The 18712-nt window shown below is 52.7% G+C and carries 18 protein-coding genes; 12 read left to right on the forward strand and 6 right to left on the reverse strand.

Annotation, left to right across the window (positions count from 1 at the left end):
* Positions 1-49 precede the first annotated feature (49 nt).
* The gene (locus VK694_02030; protein ID HTE57494.1) at positions 50-508 is read right to left on the reverse strand and encodes a hypothetical protein; all 459 of its coding nucleotides are present in this window, start codon (positions 506-508) and stop codon (positions 50-52) included.
* A 220-nt stretch (positions 509-728) separates the two neighbouring features.
* On the opposite strand from VK694_02030, the gene holA reads away from it, so the two are divergent.
* Entirely contained in the window at positions 729-1643 is a 915-nt protein-coding gene (holA, locus tag VK694_02035; GenBank protein ID HTE57495.1) for a DNA polymerase III subunit delta, read from the forward strand.
* Between the two features lie 134 nt (positions 1644-1777).
* Here the strand turns inward: holA and VK694_02040 are convergent, their stop codons facing one another.
* Positions 1778-2137, reverse strand: a complete 360-nt coding sequence (locus VK694_02040) for a type II toxin-antitoxin system VapC family toxin (GenBank protein ID HTE57496.1) — start codon at positions 2135-2137, stop codon at positions 1778-1780.
* A 4-nt stretch (positions 2138-2141) separates the two neighbouring features.
* Positions 2142-2405 carry a hypothetical protein gene (locus tag VK694_02045; GenBank protein HTE57497.1) on the reverse strand — a complete coding sequence of 88 codons (264 nt, stop codon included), beginning with the start codon at positions 2403-2405 and terminating at the stop codon, positions 2142-2144.
* A 125-nt stretch (positions 2406-2530) separates the two neighbouring features.
* On the opposite strand from VK694_02045, the gene VK694_02050 reads away from it, so the two are divergent.
* Positions 2531-3445 carry a hypothetical protein gene (locus VK694_02050; protein HTE57498.1) on the forward strand — a complete coding sequence of 305 codons (915 nt, stop codon included), beginning with the start codon at positions 2531-2533 and terminating at the stop codon, positions 3443-3445.
* Between the two features lie 22 nt (positions 3446-3467).
* Complete coding sequence (locus VK694_02055) at positions 3468-4943, forward strand: hypothetical protein (protein ID HTE57499.1); 1476 nt, start codon at positions 3468-3470, stop codon at positions 4941-4943.
* A gap of 62 nt (positions 4944-5005) precedes the next feature.
* Here VK694_02055 and rpsT read toward each other — a convergent pair whose 3' ends face one another.
* On the reverse strand, positions 5006-5386 hold the full coding sequence (rpsT, locus tag VK694_02060; protein ID HTE57500.1) for a 30S ribosomal protein S20: 381 nt from the start codon (positions 5384-5386) through the stop codon (positions 5006-5008).
* A 362-nt stretch (positions 5387-5748) separates the two neighbouring features.
* Here rpsT and VK694_02065 point away from each other — a divergent pair, with 362 nt between their 5' ends.
* Positions 5749-8076 (forward strand): hypothetical protein, encoded by a 2328-nt coding sequence (locus tag VK694_02065; protein ID HTE57501.1) that lies wholly within the window; start codon positions 5749-5751, stop codon positions 8074-8076.
* Between the two features lie 12 nt (positions 8077-8088).
* Here the strand turns inward: VK694_02065 and VK694_02070 are convergent, their stop codons facing one another.
* Positions 8089-9330: a hypothetical protein gene (locus VK694_02070; GenBank protein HTE57502.1), complete on the reverse strand. Its 1242-nt coding sequence runs from the start codon at positions 9328-9330 to the stop codon at positions 8089-8091.
* A 93-nt stretch (positions 9331-9423) separates the two neighbouring features.
* Here VK694_02070 and truB point away from each other — a divergent pair, with 93 nt between their 5' ends.
* Positions 9424-10107, forward strand: coding sequence for a tRNA pseudouridine(55) synthase TruB (gene truB / locus VK694_02075; GenBank protein ID HTE57503.1), 684 nt, complete (start codon positions 9424-9426; stop codon positions 10105-10107).
* Here the strand turns inward: truB and VK694_02080 are convergent.
* Positions 10097-11623: an HD domain-containing protein gene (locus VK694_02080; GenBank protein ID HTE57504.1), complete on the reverse strand. Its 1527-nt coding sequence runs from the start codon at positions 11621-11623 to the stop codon at positions 10097-10099. The two genes, truB and VK694_02080, sit on opposite strands and share 11 nt — an antisense overlap.
* Positions 11624-11841: 218 nt before the next feature.
* On the opposite strand from VK694_02080, the gene VK694_02085 reads away from it, so the two are divergent.
* The 7 genes from VK694_02085 (at position 11842) to VK694_02115 (ending at position 18672) form a co-directional block, all read left to right on the forward strand.
* A complete protein-coding gene (locus VK694_02085; protein ID HTE57505.1) occupies positions 11842-12771 on the forward strand; it encodes a hypothetical protein in 930 nt (309 codons plus the stop codon).
* Between the two features lie 92 nt (positions 12772-12863).
* Positions 12864-13016, forward strand: a complete 153-nt coding sequence (locus tag VK694_02090; protein HTE57506.1) for a hypothetical protein — start codon at positions 12864-12866, stop codon at positions 13014-13016.
* Positions 13017-13283, forward strand: a complete 267-nt coding sequence (gene rpsO / locus VK694_02095) for a 30S ribosomal protein S15 (GenBank protein ID HTE57507.1) — start codon at positions 13017-13019, stop codon at positions 13281-13283.
* A gap of 175 nt (positions 13284-13458) precedes the next feature.
* Positions 13459-15597: a polyribonucleotide nucleotidyltransferase gene (gene pnp / locus VK694_02100; GenBank protein HTE57508.1), complete on the forward strand. Its 2139-nt coding sequence runs from the start codon at positions 13459-13461 to the stop codon at positions 15595-15597.
* Positions 15598-15606: 9 nt separating this feature from the next.
* Positions 15607-15807 carry a hypothetical protein gene (locus VK694_02105; GenBank protein HTE57509.1) on the forward strand — a complete coding sequence of 67 codons (201 nt, stop codon included), beginning with the start codon at positions 15607-15609 and terminating at the stop codon, positions 15805-15807.
* Positions 15791-16357, forward strand: coding sequence for a uracil-DNA glycosylase (locus tag VK694_02110; GenBank protein ID HTE57510.1), 567 nt, complete (start codon positions 15791-15793; stop codon positions 16355-16357). The genes VK694_02105 and VK694_02110 overlap by 17 nt, the downstream gene beginning before the upstream one ends.
* A gap of 200 nt (positions 16358-16557) precedes the next feature.
* Positions 16558-18672 carry a ribonuclease J gene (locus VK694_02115; GenBank protein HTE57511.1) on the forward strand — a complete coding sequence of 705 codons (2115 nt, stop codon included), beginning with the start codon at positions 16558-16560 and terminating at the stop codon, positions 18670-18672.
* The last annotated feature ends 40 nt before the right edge of the window (positions 18673-18712 follow it).

Genomic DNA, 18712 nt, shown 5'->3' on the forward strand with positions numbered 1-18712 from the left:
CGAAGCGAGTGCTACGATGCCGTGTGCCTGATCAGGCGATGAGCTGAGCTCAGCTGGCGAACCAGACCGGGACCTCGTCGCCGGGCAGGCTGTTCACGTCGAGCACGTCCACGTCGTCGGCGGCGGGGCCGTCGTCGTCGAGCTGGCGCAGCCAGTTGGCGACCTCGCCGTCGGGCTGGTTGTTCACCACCACGATGACGATCTTGTCGCCGTCCAGGTTGGCCACGGCGGCCTCGACGCTGGCGCGGTCGGCGGTGTTGCCGTCGCTGATGACGATCGACAGGTCGTTGCCGTCGGTGGACGCGGCGTTGCGCTTGGCGACCTCGAGGGCGCCGGCGAGGTCGGTGCCGTAGGTGATGACCGGGACGTTGCTGTCCGAGTCGAACGGGGTGTAGGCGGCGACGGCGGCGTCGGCGGCCTTCTGGACGCTGTTGTCGGCGACCTCGTCGGTCATCGAGGCGACGGTGGTGTCCGGGACGAGGACCACGACGTTGGTCTTGTTGCTCATGCTGGAAGGTTCTCCCTCTTGGTGTCTTTTTGCCTTTTCGGGGCATTGGACGGGGTTGTTGCCACTGGTGTGACCGAATTATCCTACTATACGCCAAATAATATGTCAAAACTTTTTTTCAAAAAAGTCCACATAATGTTATTAATGATAAAATTCTCACAATAAAGGTTATGCAAACGACAAAAAACTCAGGATGGGAGTTGTCGTATACTAGTGGTGCATGATACGAGTTTTAACCGGTGACAACACTTTTACCCTCAGAAGCGAGCTAAATCGTTTGGTAGATGCTTTCGTGGCGGACTATACCGACATGGGGCTGGAGCGTCTGGACGGCGAAGAAATCAGCTACGACCGTATTCGCGAAGCGCTGCAGAGCTTGCCGTTTCTGGCATCCAAAAAAATGGTCTTGTTGCAGCGTCCCAGCGCTAACAAAGAATTTTTAGAAAAGGCCACCCAGCTATTAGACGGCGTGCCAGAGACCACAGACGTACTTATAGTCGAGCCCAAGCTGGACAAGCGGCTCAGTTATTACAAATTCCTCAAGAAAAACAGTGACTATAAAGAATTCACCGAACTGGACGAAAATGGTCTGTCGAGCTGGCTTGTACAGCAAGCCCAATTACAGGGTTCGACCCTGAAAAAAGAAGATGCCCGTTATTTGGTGCAGCGGGTAGGGATACACCAGCAATTGCTGTCCAGCGAGCTACTCAAGCTGCTTACTTATGACCCGCAGATATCCAAGCAAACCATAGACCTCCTGACCAACCTGACGCCGCAAAGCACTATCTTTGAGCTACTAGACGCCGCACTGGCTGGCCGCACCAAACAGGCGCTGGGACTGTACCAAGAGCAGCGGGGTATGAAGGTAGAGCCCCAGCAGATCATGGCCATGCTGGCGTGGCAACTGCACATACTGGCGGTGGTCAAGGTGGCCGGTTCGCGCGACGCCAACACCATTGCCAAAGAGGCTCGGCTGAACCCCTATGTGGTACGTAAAACCCAGGGGTTGGTCCAGCGTATGCCTCTGAGCCAAATCAAAAAACTTGTTCACCATGCCTGTATCTTGGACACTCGCCTAAAGAGTGAACCAATCGACGCCGACGAGGCCCTGCAGCACCTCATCATGACCATCTAACGGCAAGAACTCCAAGTTTGATCCACGTGCACCTCAAGCCAGGCGATAAATCTTCTGGTCGCCGTGCAGGGGTGTTTTGAGATTGCTACAGGTACGATCAAGATACCCATCAAAGTGACGCATCCTTGCGCAGGCTATTGCAGCGGATTTGATAGCTTGAGCCCCTGGATATGGTGAAAATCATCAGTATTTGCAGTCCATAGCGTAAGGTCATGCTCGAGGGCAGTAGCGGCTATTATTGAATCGCCTAAACTCATTTTTTTGTTTTGTCGCAACTTGACGGCCTGCTCAATAATAGACTGGCTTAGGTCGATATTTTCGTATGCCTCAAAGAGCCGCTGAAGCGCGCGCTGCTCTGCTGCGGTGATCTGTTGAAAACCAAGGGCCTCAATTATGCTTATTGATGCGTAGCAAGCTTCTAGCCCTTCAAGTTTGGAGATGTCGATGGACCCATTACCTGCGTAGACAAAAACGTTGGTGTCAAAAATAACCATATGTTTAGTCTCGGCCAGGAAGCAGACGGTCTTTGCGGATTTCACGTTGCCAGGCGGCTGGGTCTTGAATAGTTTGAAAAGGCTTCAGCGCCTGGAGCTCTTTCCATAGCTGCTGAATATACTTACGGTCCTGTACTGTGTGCTTCTGGGGCAACGTGATATCTGCCTTGTCGCCTAATTTAAGCTGCGCGTGCTCAACATATGCCTTTGGCACCCGAAGGGCATATGAATTTCCCGTCTTGATCACCGTCGTTGTGTACTTATTCATAGTAACTACTATTATAGGTACATTAATTTCTGTGTCAAACTAATTATGCTTGACACGCTTGGTTGATAAAATGAAGCAAGCATATTGCCAAAACAGCAATAATATGCTAATGTTTATATATACTCATGAACTACACTGACTCTCTTGTAGCACCAGAAGCCATCACGGCCCCAGAGACTGTGTATCATGCCAATAATCTCGAAATTATGTCTGATCTGGATAGGCTTTTTTGGCAAGAAAGCGAGATTGTTAACCAGCCCGACGGCCGTATGACTATGACCATTATCCAAAGGCCTCTAGAGAAGGACAGCGAGCTAGCGGACGATGTTGAGCATGGCCAGCGTATCCAGAAAGACCAGGAAGACGAAGTCTATGAAAACTTTGGGGATTGTGTGGTGTTCGAACAGAGGAGCAAGGGACCACTTGGGTCAGCTCTGCGATTGTTTGGTATGCACCTGGCGGCTCGGAGACAGGACGGCCTGCTGAGATACGATGTCACCGTGTCGGACGTAGACTCTCTGAATGATACCCTGGATGAGGTACGCGTAGTTACGGGTTTTGCGCCAACAGCCAAATGGTTCGAGGGCGATCAGTATACTCACGCTGACTTGGAACGAGCTATCGAAGAAAAGACACCAATAGTTGCCATAGATCCCTCACTGCGCATGCATGATACTTTGACCCATCTACCTGCATGGCTGATGCTGTCTGAAATTACCATGGACGCAATGAGTGCACGAGTAGTAGAACTGCGTACTGCTGTGGAACGAGCACGAGCCTCGGGACATGAAGCATTGCTGGGGCGCACACAGGGCGACCTGACCACCTACCTCAACAGTGTAGATACACTACTCAGCACCACAACTCTTCTGGAGGAAATGGAAGGAACGCTTACATCGCAAGAAGGTGCTGCTGGCAAACTTGCGGCAACAATGAAGAAACTCACAGGCAATCCAGACGACAGGGCTGCAAGGCGCCACGCCAAACTGGCTCTGCGCAGAGTGCATCAGCTAACAGAGATGAAACACTCCAGGAACTAAAAGCCGGGCAGCAAAAACTAAAATGTCAGAAACTTACTCCCCCATAAACCAAGAAATGCACTCCCTAGATGAGCTGCGCCAGCAATCGCCCCTGGACGGTATTGAGCAGCAACTACCTCAGGACGCAGCCATAGAGTTTGCCCTCCGGGATTTACGCCAGGCCGTAGAGACCGAGCGCAGCCTTGTCGATGCACATACCGTTCAAGACGCTCAACGTTTTATAAATCAGGTAGGTAACCAGCATGAAGCTGCCGCTACCATCGCTACAGCCCAGGCCCTTGAGGCTGCGGGGCACGTATCAGCAACTAAACTTTCCGAGATTGAGCAACGCAGGCTAGAAAAAGATACCCCGGACGATAGCACTGCTCGCTATCACCTGGCTCGTACGACTGGCCCCCATGACCGACGGGCTGTGTCTCCGATCGAGGACAGAAGTATCTCAAAGCAGATGATTACCAGAGAGCTCGCCGCCGAAGTAACCAGGGTTACCGCACCCCAGTCTAGTAGCGAGTATTTGCATAGCCAGGAAGGCCAAGCGGAGCTGACACGTGTAGGGCTGGAAGGGTTCGACAAGGCAGTCGCCGCTCGACTACAAGTCATTACGGGTGCGGCTTCTGATGAGGCTCCCACTCCCCAGCAGATAGCGGAGGGGCTGCGCACCTTGACACAAGAAATGCACAGTAGCCAGTCCACATTGTCGAATGAAGTTTTGGAAAAGCTCGAAGAGAAGGGCGTTTTGATGTCGGCTGAGGTGCAGCAACAAGTGCTCAGCCAAGTCCTTGCCGGGGCACCTGAAAGGTTTGCCTCTGTCGAGCATCGTGACCACCAGATTTTTGCCGCCGCAAAGGTGTTTATTGGATTTGCCAGCGGTGGCGGCGAGGTCTACGAAGACGTGCTGGCTGGCCAGGCCCGGGCAACGGCGTTTCATTCAGCCTTCCGCAGCAAGGGGCAAGGGGAAGGATCCGGCCACACCAGGGGGCGACGAGAAGCTCCTGGGGCGTACGAAAATAATCCTCAAGACAACAACTCTTCTATTGCCACCGAAGGACCATTGGCTGGCCGTCGCCTGGCGGCGGATCAACTGGTGGCCTACAACCAAATCCTTACTGATAATCCCCACCTGGCTACAGGTGAAGGAACGGCGCAAGACTTTAAGGATCTAGCCAAAAAATACCACAATGACAGCGAGGGCAGTAAGGATGGTATAGCATTTGGCGTGGTCAGTATGATCAAAGAAGACGGTGGCTTCAAAAAGGCAAGAACGGCTACAGCCTCGCCGGCAACCGCGGCCCAGCCCAAACCAACTACTGCACCGCCAGAGCCGTCTCGTCCTGAGGCTCCCGTTGGTCCTCTAGCGCTCGAGGCCGCACCGGCACCAGTTTCCGCAGAAGCAGACAAAGGGAAGATTATTAGCATGGATGAACGGCGGCGTAACGATCCAGAGCTTAGCAAGGACAAGAGCAACAAAGGCAGCGGCGATCTAGTCGAAGCAGCCTAACTTCTCCTAAAGTTAAAGCCACCTAGCAAAAGGTGGCTTTAAAACCCTAAGACGGTTTCGGATTATTTCTTGGTCGACTTCTTGGCGGCTGGCTTCTTTGCAGGAGCCTTTTTAGCAGCTGTTTTCTTGGCAGGTGCGGCTTTCTTGGCTGCAGTCTTCTTGGGAGCGGCAGTCTTTTTTGCGCCAGCAGCAGCTTTGGCTTTAGCGGCTAGCTGTCTCTGTTTGCGGGCAACTTTGTTCTTGTGCATTACATTCTTTTTGGCGGCTTTGTCCAAAGCACTCTGTGCTTGGCTCTGGGCCTTCTTAACATCTTTTTTGCCACCAGTTACGGCTGTCTGAAAGGATTTCAGGGCAGTGCGCAGGGTGCGCTTGGTCTTGACGTTGCGCACAGTTGCTTTGCGAGCAACCTTAACGCGCTTCTTGGCTGATTTAATAATGGGCATCGTGCTTCCTCTATTAATCGTTGTTTAAGAGCTCTTTCATGTCTATCTTTTGATAGCGAATCACAAGCAGCTGCCTGATTTGTTGTTTGTTTTCTCGGCTTCCAAGGCGTAGCTATAGCTACGACTGGAAGCGAAAAACAGATAACAAGTGGCAGACCTTGGGATTATTAGCCAAAATGATAGATGTGAAAGAACTCGATTTATCGGATCTGACTATACAGGGGTGGACTCCTTTTGTAAAGGCGGGCAGATCCTTGGGCCGGAGCACCTTGGTGTAATGCGGAGGGTATAGTATTGCACGGACGCTTATGTTTATGGTACGCTGCCAGAGACTAGGTATAACCAAAAAAATCAAAATCAAAATGGAAAATCCTAAGAATCAAATAGCAGAGCGTATAAAAGAGGCAAGCAATGTCTTGGTGACTGTTAGTGCCAACCCTTCGGTTGACCAACTGTCGGCGGCCATTGGCTTGACCCTACTACTGAACAAGCTGGACAAGCACGCCTCGGCTGTTTTTAGTGGGCAGGTGCCATCTACTCTTGAGTTCCTCAAGCCAGACGAAACACTCGAGAAAAATACCGATTCTTTGCGTGACTTTATTATTGCTCTGGACAAGTCCAAGGCTGACAAACTGCGCTACAAGGTCGAAGACACTATGGTCAAGATCTTTATTACTCCGTACCGTACATCTATCGGCCAGCAGGATCTTGAGTTTAGCCAGGGCGATTTCAACGTCGACGTGGTTATTGCACTAGGTGTCCATAGCAGGGAAGAGCTAGATCAAGCCATTACCGCTCATGGCCGTATCTTGCATGATGCAACAGTGGCAAGCATCAACACCAACAGCGAGGGTGCCGATGTAGGCAGCATGAACTGGGCTGACGCCAAGGCTAGCAGTTTATGCGAGATGGTGGTGTCACTGGCCGAACTGGTCAAGGCCAATTCGCTAGACGCCCAAATGGCGACCGCACTATTAACAGGTATCGTTGCCGAAACCGACAGATTCAGTAACCAAAAAACTACCTCGGTCACCATGAGTGCCAGTGCCAAACTGATGACAGCCGGTGCCAACCAGCAGCTGGTGTCGTCCAAACTGGAACAGCCCGAAGAGCTACCGCCAGCAGAACCGCTCGCCAAAAAAGAACCCAAGAAGGGCGCCAAAGATAAGGACCAGAAACCACCAGAAGATGCAGCGAGCGGTGATGGATCGTTACGGATCGAGCACGACGAAGAACCAGAAGCGCCCGAGCCCCCTGCAGAAGAACCGGCAAAGCCAATCGAACAGATAAAGATTGACGACCAAGGGCAGATGCTCCCCATGGAGCCACCTCAACTACCGCCACCACCTCCACCCGAACCCCCTCATGAAGAACCCCCGGCGCCTCCACCACCCCCGCCTTTGCCCCCAATGAACGAGCCAACTCTGCCACCTCCAGTGCCAAAATCAGAGGCACATATCAAGGTGGATAGTCGTGACTTCCTAGAGCAGCCACCACTGACCCAGCGCCTTGAAGATGCCATGCAAACTACCATGCCCCAGGTACCCGGCGAACTCGGCCTTGCGCCACCACCCGACGAAGACACGGGCTACGATCCAACAGGGGGGTCGCTCAACCTGCCGGCGGTGAATACGCCGCTACTCAAGCACAATTCTGGCGCGGCCCACACCAATGATGAACCCTTGCCTCCACCTCCACCTCTACCCCCGCGCCCTAAAGCACCAGAACCAAAACCTGAGCCACCTCAACTACCGCCACCACCTCCACCCGAACCCCCTCATGAAGAACCCCCGGCGCCTCCACCACCCCCGCCACCGGCGCCCGAACCACTGCCTCCGCCACCACCACCTCCTGTACCACCAAAACCGCCAGAGCCACAGCTGCCCCAGGCGGTCATTGACGTTATGGACGATCGCACCCTGAAGGAGCTTGAGCGGGTTGTAGATAGTCCACACCGCACCGCATCTGCCAAAGTAGGGGAGGGCAAGACCCTCAAGGCCTTAGAGCAGACTTTTAATAGCCCTCATCTCACCGCACCGCCACCGGCGCCCGAACCGCTATTTCCTCCACTCCCAGCCCCGGGCAGTGCTGCACCCAAAAAAGACGACGACATGGCCCTAGACTACGAGGCTATAGACTCTGAGCCACCTGAACATGCCGACAAGCCAGATCCTAAAAAAGATGCAGCCGACAATCCCAGCCCAGCTGATGACCTGGGGGCTCCTGAAGTAACAGACGTACCAGTTCTGACCATACCTGGCAGTGCGCCAGTGGCCCCGGCCGATGACGTCACGCTCCCAGCCGCCGTTACTGATGGTGCGGACACCAATCAGCCACTAGCGGACGCCCCGACAGGCGGCACCAACCTGGACGAACTGCCAACAGAAACCAATGCCCGTGACCAGGTAGCAGCAGCCCTGGCAGCCGCTAGCGGTACAGAACCCTTAGAGCCGCCAGCCGCCATGGGAGCTTCGCCGCTTTCGGAGATAGAACACCAAAAACCCGGCGCTCACATAGATATTGATAAAGACGGTACCGTCAGCTTCCCGCAGACGTTGGTACCAGAGTCAGACAGCTTGCCGCCAGACGATACAGCGGCTCCGGCCAGCGACGCCACCGCACCACCGACTATGCCACCACCCATCATGCCACCGGTACCTTCTGCCGATAGCAGCTCCCCGGCTTCCTAGCAGGGGCTTGCTCTAAAAATCGTCGTCGATAAAGTCAGGCTCTTGTTCCGCGACCTTTATTTCTATATGAAATCGCTTGCGTGCGGTGCGCTCTAGCTCCTCTACGATATGCTGGCCTGTTACTTCTTCGACAGTCGTGACAACTCCCTGCTTTAGCAGGGCTGCAACCACTTGGGTGTCGCCAAGTTTGCCTGTTCGTTTCAGGGCCGCTACCATGTCGTCGCAGACTCGTTCGGCAAAAGGTGCTTCTTCTCGCAACAGCTCCGGTGCCTTATCTAACTGTCTCCGTACCAAACTAGAAGTAAGGTTATCTGCAAGCCATGCTGCCTCCGAAAACTTTTTGTCGTCATCATATTCACCAGCGGCAACCTTTGGGTTCAGGCCAGAGAACGCCAAGGGTCCATCCTCTAGGGCCGCCGCCGCGTACTGTGCCATGAAGTCCATCAACGGTTCGCCATGCTCATACAAGGCTTGCTCGTGATCCGTGGCCGCATCGTGCAGGAAATAAAAGAAGTTAGTTGCACCAATAGGGAACTTGCCCTGTTTTAATATACTCAGATAAATGTGGTCATCGATATGGCCCGTCTCCAATATCTCAACATCAGGATAGTAAATGGCCGATTTCTCGTCCTCTGGTTTGAGTGCATCTGCTTGCCGCAGTATATCTAACCGTCTCTTGAGCTCATGCGGGGTAGGGAACGAGATTTGGGCAGTGGCGTCACCGGCCATTGTTACCTCAAACCCTAAATCTGCATAGAGCTGTTGTATCTCGGCGATAGATTGATAAGCGTAATAATGGGGATAGGTTGCGTCATTGAGCCGCTCACTCACATACCGTGGGTTATTGAACGATCGCCTATCTAGTGTCACGTCTACCGAGCCCTCTGATGGGTCGCCAGTCACACCTACAACCTCGGTGGAGGTTCGGAGCGTCAAGATGTTAGCCTCATCCATGCTTATGGTGGTGGCTGCTTCGAGCCCAGAGGTCACCTTTGATATCCCAATGGTAACAAGTTCTATAGCCTCTCCCGGGGTTCTCTCATCAAATGCAAGGGGTCCGTATTGCTGGAGGGCAATAAAAAGCTCGGCGTCATTTGTAAGGACTTGCGCTCCAGATTCATGGCCCACACGTACAAAAGTATCCTGCACTACAGTGTCGTCAACCAGGTGTATATCTAAGAGCATCGCCTGAGGACCGAGGTCTAGCTCTTGTCCCTGTGAGGGGCCTGGGGAAAGTTCTTGTGTTTGGCTCATTTTTGTCTTAAGTTTAAGAGTATGCTAATTATAGCATTATTTTGATTATAAATCAATATTATAATACGAACTACGTCTGTATAATAGCGGAGTATGTTTGATGGCATTCTGCTTATTGATAAGCCCAAAGGTTGGACGTCTTTTGATGTGGTGGCCAAAGTTCGGGGCATGGTCCGTGCAGAAACGGGCCAGAAAAAGCCCAAAGTGGGACATACTGGCACACTCGATCCGCTTGCCACCGGGCTGTTGGTATTGGTGTTGGGCAAGTACACCAAGCGCGTCCCAGAACTGTCCAAAACCGACAAAACCTACGAGGTGACCATGTGCTTGGGGCAGACCAGTACCACTGGCGACGAAGAAGGCGAAAAAGCAGCCGTTTCGGACAAAGTCCCCTCGGAACAGGAGCTGTTGGGGGTTATCCGTCAATTCGTGGGTGAGATATCGCAAATCCCGCCAGCTTATTCGGCTATCAAGGTGAATGGTCAGCGTGCCTATAAACTGGCTCGGGCGGGCAAAGAGGTGGTGCTGGAGTCCAGAAAAGCCACTATCTATTCTTTAGAACTTCGGCGCTATGCCTACCCCGAGGTAGATTTTGTGGTTAGGGTGTCCAGTGGCACCTATATCAGAACTTTAGTGGAGGATGTGGGTAAAAAATTAGGCACGGGAGCTTATACGTCTGCGCTCCGCCGTACCACGGTGGGGAGCTTTGACGAGGCTCAGGCCATGCCCATAGAAGGGCTTTCGGCAACCACCATTCTGGCTAGTCTTATAGCGTAGCGTTGGCGTGAATATGTGTTTTCTGTAGCCAGGCAATCCCTTCTTCGGGGGTAGAGAAGGCTCCGTCCAGCTGGCCTCCTAAAAGAAGATCCAGTAGCGGGCCAAACTCTGGGCCAGGCTTCATGCCCAGTAGCTCGATCAGGTGATGGCCTCCCACTATGGGCTTCGGTGGAGCCTCGGCCACAGCCATATCGAGCGATTGCAGGTAGATGGCATGTGAACGAGTAGTGGGCTCAAAGTCGTGCCCCCGACCGTTAGAATCGCACCGACTCACCAGGTCCCATAGCCTGATACTGGCTGGGTGCAGACGTTGCGCAAAGCGTCCCAGCTGTTTAGGGGTGGGCTCAGGGACATGCACATGCCACAGGTGATCACGAACAATGGGCAGGACCTTTTGTACCACGCTACGCTTCATTTGTATCTGTTCCAGGAAACGCTTCGAGGGTTCAATACCGGCAGTTTCATGGCCGTGAGCGGTAATACGCATAACGCCATTCTTCTCTTTGCGTGCAGTGGTCGTAGCCTTGCCTAGGTCGTGACAGAGGGCGCCAAATAAGACAACCAGCGCATCATCACCTTGCAAACCCTCTCGTTGTACAACTTGCACGGCGGCATCAATAGCATGCTTGGTGTGATTCCAAACATTTCCCTCGGGGTGCCATTCACTTTCTTGCGGAATAGTGTCCAGTACGGCTAGTTCTGGGTGTAATTGATCCAGCACGCCCAATTCGCGAGCTACCTCGAGTCCTACGCTGGGCCGCGGTGATTTAGTGATCAGTTTCAGCCATTCCTCGCCCACACGTTCGGCGGGCAGTTCGGTGAGGTCAAGCGATCGACAGAGGTCAGCAGTCGGGGGGTCTACATCAAACCCAAAACGGCCGGCAAACTGCATGACGCGCAGTACCCGCAAAGGGTCATCGGTAAATAATTCAGGATCGGTAGCACGCAGCACACCGGCTTTAATGTCTGCAGCGCCCCCATACTCGTCAATCAGTTCGCCGGTGAGAGGGTCCATGGCCAGGGCATTTATGGTCAGATCGCGCCGCTTTGCCGCTTCGGCTATGGTCATTGTAGGATCGCCGGTGACTATAAAGCCGCGGTGTCCCCGATCTACCTTAGAGTCACGCCGGGGGATAGAGAAGTCCAATACATCTCCACTCTCTGGGTTGGTGAGCTTGGCAATGCCAAAGCTGGCACCAACCAGGTTAACTTCGCCGTATGCTCGCAAGGCAGGGACAAGCTGCCCAAAAGGCACTCCGTATACCTCAATATCTATATCTTTAGACGCCAGCGCCTCGCCTGTATGGCGGGCAATCAGCGAATCTCGTACGAACCCACCAACTACTAGGGCCCGTCCGCCCTGATCTAGCAAATTTTGGGCGAGATCAGCACAAAACCGTAGATCAGAGGCCCAGGCCGGATCTGTTTCGTGGTGTGCTTGCTCATAAAAGCCGACGAGGTGTTCGATAGGCTGCACTTCACGCTCGGATTCCATTGTTCCGTCACGATGTAACATATTATAGTTATTTTACAATAAAAAACCATTTTTGTCTATCTTCATCTAAATTCTCGACATCAGACGACTACAGGCCAAGGGGTTTGTCCTTGAGAAACACCGTGCGCAAGTAGGGGATTTTGATATCAAAGATGCCCGGCTCCTGACAGAAAAAGCTGATATTTTGAACTATTTGATCAAATAGGGTATAATATTGTTCACTAAATGAACGGAGTATCATGAGCTTTTCCCCTGAACACATGCCCTCAGAACCAGAAACATTTCCTTGGGTAGTAGAAGTAGACGGCAGAGTCCATGATCTTTCAATAACGCTTTACGAACATCCAGACGCATCGTCCCGTGACACCTTGGCCCAGTATTACGGTGGCCTCGGAGAAAGAGGATTAGCACTTCCCAAAGCCGTCCACGAGCTGGGTGTGAATGATCTGCAAGCAACTGCGGTAGAGCTACCGTTTCGGGAACTTCCTGCAGAGGCAAAATACATCGAGTTCATGGCGACCGAAGCCCCACAAGCTGTTGCCGCACACCTGAACGAAAGGGCTGGCAAACCTGGTGACGCGCCCGCCCACCGCCTCGGAAACTCCCAGGGCAGTGGGGTAGCCCTCATCTCGGCTGGTGCAGCCCCCGAAGGCGTCGACATTGTCGCTGTTATGGGAGTGCTCGGACTCAACAAAGAAGCCTTCCAGAATCATCCACTGGGCGCAAAGGCTGGCTTTCTCTACCGTTTTGCAGTCAAGAACGCTCTACTACGCATGGAGCAAAACTTGCTGGTAGATCCCAAGGGTAACTTCGATGCAATAAGAGAAGTAGGCGGCTACGTCCTTGCCGAAATGCTAAGTGGACGGCTCAACCCAACGCTTGACTATGCCCTGGATAAATCACTGGTGCCTCAACTAAGTACGCTCATTGCCGAGGGTCACGACGTCGGCCTCTTCTTGGGCAAGCGGGATCCAAACTTCCGACCTAAAGAAGTAGGGGCTACCCTGGACACCATTGGCGCTCGTAGTCTGCTGCATGTTGTCCCTGGCAGTCACGGTACTACCAATAACTGGGGCGGTCGCCGCCAGCTGGGGCACGTGGGTCGGTGGGTACGACAGGTCGAGGACGATCGTAACCTGCCAGAGCCAGACGAAGCCCAGGTGGCTTAGTCTTGCCTAACAGATAGGAGTATGCTAATATGGTGCCTAACGCCATCAAAACTCTTCCGTAAACGTAAATAGATTGGGACTAGATGATTTTCATGCAAGCATTACAGAACTCCTTTCCGCTGCAAAGCATTCTGGCGGCACCAGCTGCTAGTTTTGCTCGTCAGCGTACCGATGGGTATGCCTCCTCACAAGAACTAACAGCTGGCACTCACCAGAATGCCTTCCAGCTAGGAAAGGAGTTCTGAATGATTGCATCTGAAAAGAAGCAGACAATCGTTGCTGACCTGCAAAAGGAAAAGAACGACACCGGCAGCCCCGCTGTGCAGGTTGGTATCTTGACTGAGCGTATCAGGGAGCTCACCGAGCACCTCAAGGTAAACAAACACGACTTCATGGCTCGCCGTGGTCTGTTGCAAATGGTTGGCAAGCGCAAGCGTTTGCTGAAGTACATCGCACAAAAAGACAGCCAGGCTTACCTGGATCTGATCAAAAAACTAGGTATTCGTCGCTAGAAAAGTGCATAAACCACCGTTCTTGAATCTCGAGAGCGGCAACTTGTGCACATTACAAGAGGGAACAGGTCGCTGGCAGAGCACCAGATATACGCGTGCATTATTTAAGCACAAGGCTCGTAGTATATTTGCACCCTGGCAGTGACAACTCCCAGAAAGGTCTTCAGAAAGATAGATGAGCACCATCAATCCCTTTGGAAAAAAAGTAATAACCGTAGAGACTAACTTCTGCGGCAAGAAACTCTCGCTCGAAGTAGGGCGGGTTGGTTTTCGTACCAGTGCCTCAGTGCTTGCCCGTTACGGTGACACTGTTGTACTTGGCACAGCTATGGTCAGCGAGAAGTCCGTGGGTCACATGGACTATTTCCCATTGAGCATCGACTACGAAGAAAAAATGTACGCCGCCGGCAAGATTAGCGGTAGCCGATTTATCAAGCGCGAAGGTCGTCCCAGTGACGACTCTGTACTGATTGGCCGCCTGATCGACCGACCTATCCGACCCCTATGGCCAAAAGGCTTCCGTTACGAAGTACAGGGCGTCGCCTCTGTGCTCAGTCTGGACCCAGCCTTTCGCCCTGACATGATTGCCATGATTGCCATGAGCGCCGCCTTTATGCTTACTGGTGCACCGTTCGACGGCCCTGTTGCAGGTATACGTGTAGGCATGAAGGACGACAAGTATCAGGCCTTTATGACCGCCGAAGAGCTAGACACCGGCAAACTCGACCTGGTGGTGGCCGGTACCGAAAACGGCGTCATGATGGTAGAGGCCGGCGCTAACGAAGCGACCGAAGAACAAGTAGCCGACGCCATCACCTGGGCCCAAGAAGCTATGCAGCCTGCTATCAAGCTGCAGAAAGACCTGGTCAAGAAAGTTGGCGTGGTCAAAAAAGAATACGAAGTCTTGCTACCTGACGACTCCATCCAGAAAGAGGTAGACAAGTGGCTGGCCGGCAAGCTAGGCGAAAAACTACGGGCACCGTACCCAGAACGCAACGTCTTGGTTGCCAGCTTGCGTGATGAGTTCCATAAAGCCTTTGCCGAAAAGCACGGTGAAGACTATGACGACAAGCGCGGCAGCTACGAAGATGCCATGACGCTGGCCATTCATAAGGATGTCCGCCAAGAGATCGTCAAGAAAAAGATTCGTCCAGACGGCCGCAAACTAGAAGAAATCCGCACGCTCAGCAGCGAAATAGCCCTGTTACCACGGGCTCATGGTTCTAGCATCTTCACCAGAGGCATGACCCAAGCCCTGAACATTGTGACCCTGGCACCGCTCAGCTACGCTCAGATGGTAGACACCATGGAAAAACAGGGCGAGCGACGCTATTTTCACCACTACAACGCCCCTGGCTATACGGTTGGTGAAGTAAAGCGCCTCGGCAGTCCTGGCCGGCGCGAAATTGGCCATGGCTATTTGGCCGAACGAGCTCTGACAGCCGTGCTTCCTGAAGAGTCGGAATTCCCCTATACCATTCGGTCAGTGACTGAAATAATGAGCCAGAACGGCAGCACCAGCATGGCAGCGACATGTAGTAGTTGTTTAGCGCTGATGGATGCAGGTGTGCCGCTCAAACGGCCAGTCAGTGGTATTGCCATGGGACTGATGCTGGATGGCGACAAACCTTATATCATGAGTGATATCGCAGATGCCGAAGATTTTGCCGGAGACATGGATTTCAAGGTAACCGGCACCACGGAAGGTATCACAGCGCTACAAATGGACATGAAGGTCCATGGACTAAGCCCCGATATCTTGCGCCAAGCACTCGCCCAAGCCAAAGCAGGCCGCGCTCATATTCTCGAGCACATGCTGACTACCATCAAAGAGCCTCGTGCCGAGATGAGTCCCTACGCTCCACGGGTAGAAAGCATTCAGATCAACCCAGACAAGATTCGCGAAATTATTGGCAAGGGTGGCGAGACTATCAACAAGATTATTGCCGAGACCGGTGCCGAGATAGACATCAAAGACGACGGCACGGTATTCATCGCCAGCCCAGACAAGGCAAGCATCGACGGTGCTATCAAGTACATTAAGAACCTGACCGAAGACCCCGAAATAGGCACTATCTACAAAGATGCGCCTGTGGTGAGTGTCATGGACTTTGGTGCCTTTGTACAGATTTTGCCTGGCAAAGATGGCCTGGTGCACGTATCAGAAATGAAAGAAGAGCGTGTTAACAAGCCAAGTGACGTGGTCAAAGAAGGCGACCTGGTGACTGTCAAGCTAGTAGCTATAGATGAGAGGGGCCGCCTCAACCTCAGCATGAAGCAAGCCGCCCGTGAACTAAACGACAAGAAGAAATAAGCAATAAGCATGAAGAAAACCCCAGAAGCATTTAGCAAACCAACCGCCTTGCACCTGCAGAGCATAGCCGCCTTTGCGCTGGCGTATATTCTCGGATCGCGTGCCATAGACACGGGCAGTTGGTGGCAGTATCTGGGGTGCGTCATGCTTCTGGTAGTGGGTATTAAGTTGGGGATTCGCTCTTTCAGAACCTATGGCAAAAAAAGATGATTTAGAACAGTTAAAAGCCAAAATCTTGGCAGACAATGTGTGCCAAGATTTGGCTGCCCAGGCCACGCAGATTGTGTTTGGTGATGGCAGTGCAGACGCCCAGATCGTCTTTATTGGTGAGGCTCCAGGCAAGCACGAGGATCTACAGGGTCTGCCATTTGTCGGAGCAGCCGGGAAGTTTCTGGACGAGATGCTAGAGATGATCGGCATGCAACGAAAGGACATTTACATTACCAATATCGTAAAGTACCGCCCGCCTAATAACCGGGACCCACTGCCCGAAGAAAAAGCCGTCTTCTTGCCGTACTTGCAAGCCCAGTTGGACATAATTCAGCCCAAGCTGGTGGCCACCCTTGGTCGCCATAGCATGAATTGTTTCCTACCGGACTTACAAATTAGCAAAGTCCATGGCCAGCCCAAACGACACAAGGGCAGGGTCTATTTGCCGCTGTTTCACCCAGCAGCAGCCTTATATAACGGAGGTATGCGCCAGACACTTATAGATGACTTTGCGCGCATCCCACTCATTTTAGACAAGATAAAAGCCTAAGAACCTGTCCATGATCTCCAATTTCACCCCAAAACCGCCCATTCCGGCGCCAATCCGCCCTAGCCTATCAGCCGTAACTACGGTTACGCCAGATAAACTAGAACGAATTGTCATCCAAAGTGGATCAGTTTTGGAGGCAAAAGCGAAATCATGAACAGATTCTAAGAACCCTTTAACCTACGAAAGGAATAAAAACAAGTATGAACAAACCAACTAATCAGAATAAACGCGGCCAAGGCGGAGCCCCTGCACGGGGTCGCACCAGACCTTTGGTGGGTGGAGCACCCGTACGCAGCGCCAGCCGCGGTGCTGCTATCCGCGCCCAGAAACGTACCCATGACGATGCCCAACGGGTTATCAGCCAATACCTAGAAGTGCCTGAAAAATCAGAAGGCAAGCGCCCCCAGCGGGCCAACTTTATCGACGACAATCCCCGCCTCAAGATCATCGGACTCGGTGGCATGGACGGTGGTGGGTCAAAGAACATGGTCCTGGTCGAATACATGAACGACGCCGTAATTATCGACGCCGGAAACGACCTAGGGGTCGACCTGCCAGGTATCAACTACGGCATTTGCGATGTTAGCTATGTCGAATCTATCAAGCACAAGTTGCGCGGCTACATTATTACGCATGGCCACCTGGACCACATTGGTGGACTGCCGCACATTGTACCCAAGCTACCAGCACCTATTTATGGCTCACGCTTCTCCATTGGACGCGTAGAAGAAATCTTCCAGAACTTTGGGCTGCCTATGCCCGAAGGCTTCAACCTAGAGACCGTGATCATGAACGAAAACACGCACGAGCGACTCAAGGTCGGACCGTTCTTTGTGGAACTCGTACGCGTTACGCACTCCATACCTGGCAGCACCGTGGTGGTGCTCGATACTCCAGTAGGTCGCATCGTCAACACTGGTGACTTCCGTCTGGACCCTAATCCACTAGACCACGAGCGTACGGATATCGAACGGCTCAAGCAACTGGGCGACGAAGGTGTGCTGGCGCTGCTCAGCGAGAGCACCACTACCGACCGTCTGGGTCGCACGCCATCAGAGAGCACCATCGAACAGAGTTATGTAGACATCATGGACAAAGCCCCAGGACGTATCTTTGTGGCTATCTTTAGTACTAACGTCAACCGCGTGCAGATGATCGTGAATGCTGCCGTACACCACAACAAAAAGATCGCCCTAGATGGCCGCAGTATGATCAGTACCCTAGAAATGGCAGTGCGCAACGGCTTTATCAAGATTCCCAAAGGGACATTTGTGCCCATTTCTACCGTGCCCAATCTAAAAGACCAAGACGTCGTAGTAGTATGTACCGGTGGACAGGGCGAGCCCAGCAGTGCCTTGCAGCGCATGGCCAGTGGCGACCACAAGCACGTCAAACTAAAAGAGCAAGACACCGTTATCCTCAGTAGTACGCCTATCCCAGAGAGTGGCAACGACGCGCTTATTTCTGCCATGGTAGACAACCTGATGCGCAAGAATGTGCATGTTTTCCAGCACATCACCCACGAACTAGACGGCAACGGACCGCTGCACGTGTCTGGTCACGCTAGTATCGACGAATATGCTGACATGATTAATATGACCAAGCCCAAATATTTCATTCCGATTTATGGGTCTTACTATAAAAAACAGCGCCACATAGAAATCGCAATAGAGAACAACATCCCGCGCAAAGATTGCGTAAATGCCGAGAACGGCGACATAGTAGAACTGTCACCAGACGCCATCCAGATTACCGGTAAAGTACCAGTTGGTACTGTGTTGGTAGACCAGTCTGGTGCCATCGTTAGCAGCGTGGTTATCAAGGACCGCCTGATGTTGGCAGAAGAAGGCTTGGTAGCCATTGTTCTAACCATAGACAAAAAGACCGGCAACCTGCTTACTAGCCCAGATATCATCAGCCGTGGTTTCATATATATGCGCGATAACGAAGAGCTCATGAACGCTTTCCGTATAGAGCTGAAGCGGGCAGTCAGCCAGCGCTTTAAGCGAGTAGATCTGGACCGATTCAAGCTAGAGCTCAAAGAGCATGTCACCCATTTCTTGTTCGAGTACACCCAGCGCAGTCCAATTGTCATACCTGTTGTGAATGTCATCGCAGGCAAGGGCGGTAATGGCGGTAATGGTAATGGCACTGCTCCTGCTGCTGCAGGAACAGCTCCTGGTAAAAAACAGGCTCCCGGTACTCCTCCTCCGCCTCCAGCCGAACCAACCCCAGACGAGATTGCCGCCGAACAACAGCGCCGCTTCGAAGAAATGCGTGCCCGCCTCCTTGGCCAAGACGCCCGCACAGACTAGCTTAAGAGGAGATGACTCCACGTCGAGGCCAAGCCTGAGC

Source organism: Verrucomicrobiia bacterium (genome assembly GCA_035489575.1).
Taxonomy (GTDB): Bacteria; Patescibacteriota; Saccharimonadia; order Saccharimonadales; family JAGQNK01; genus DATHJY01.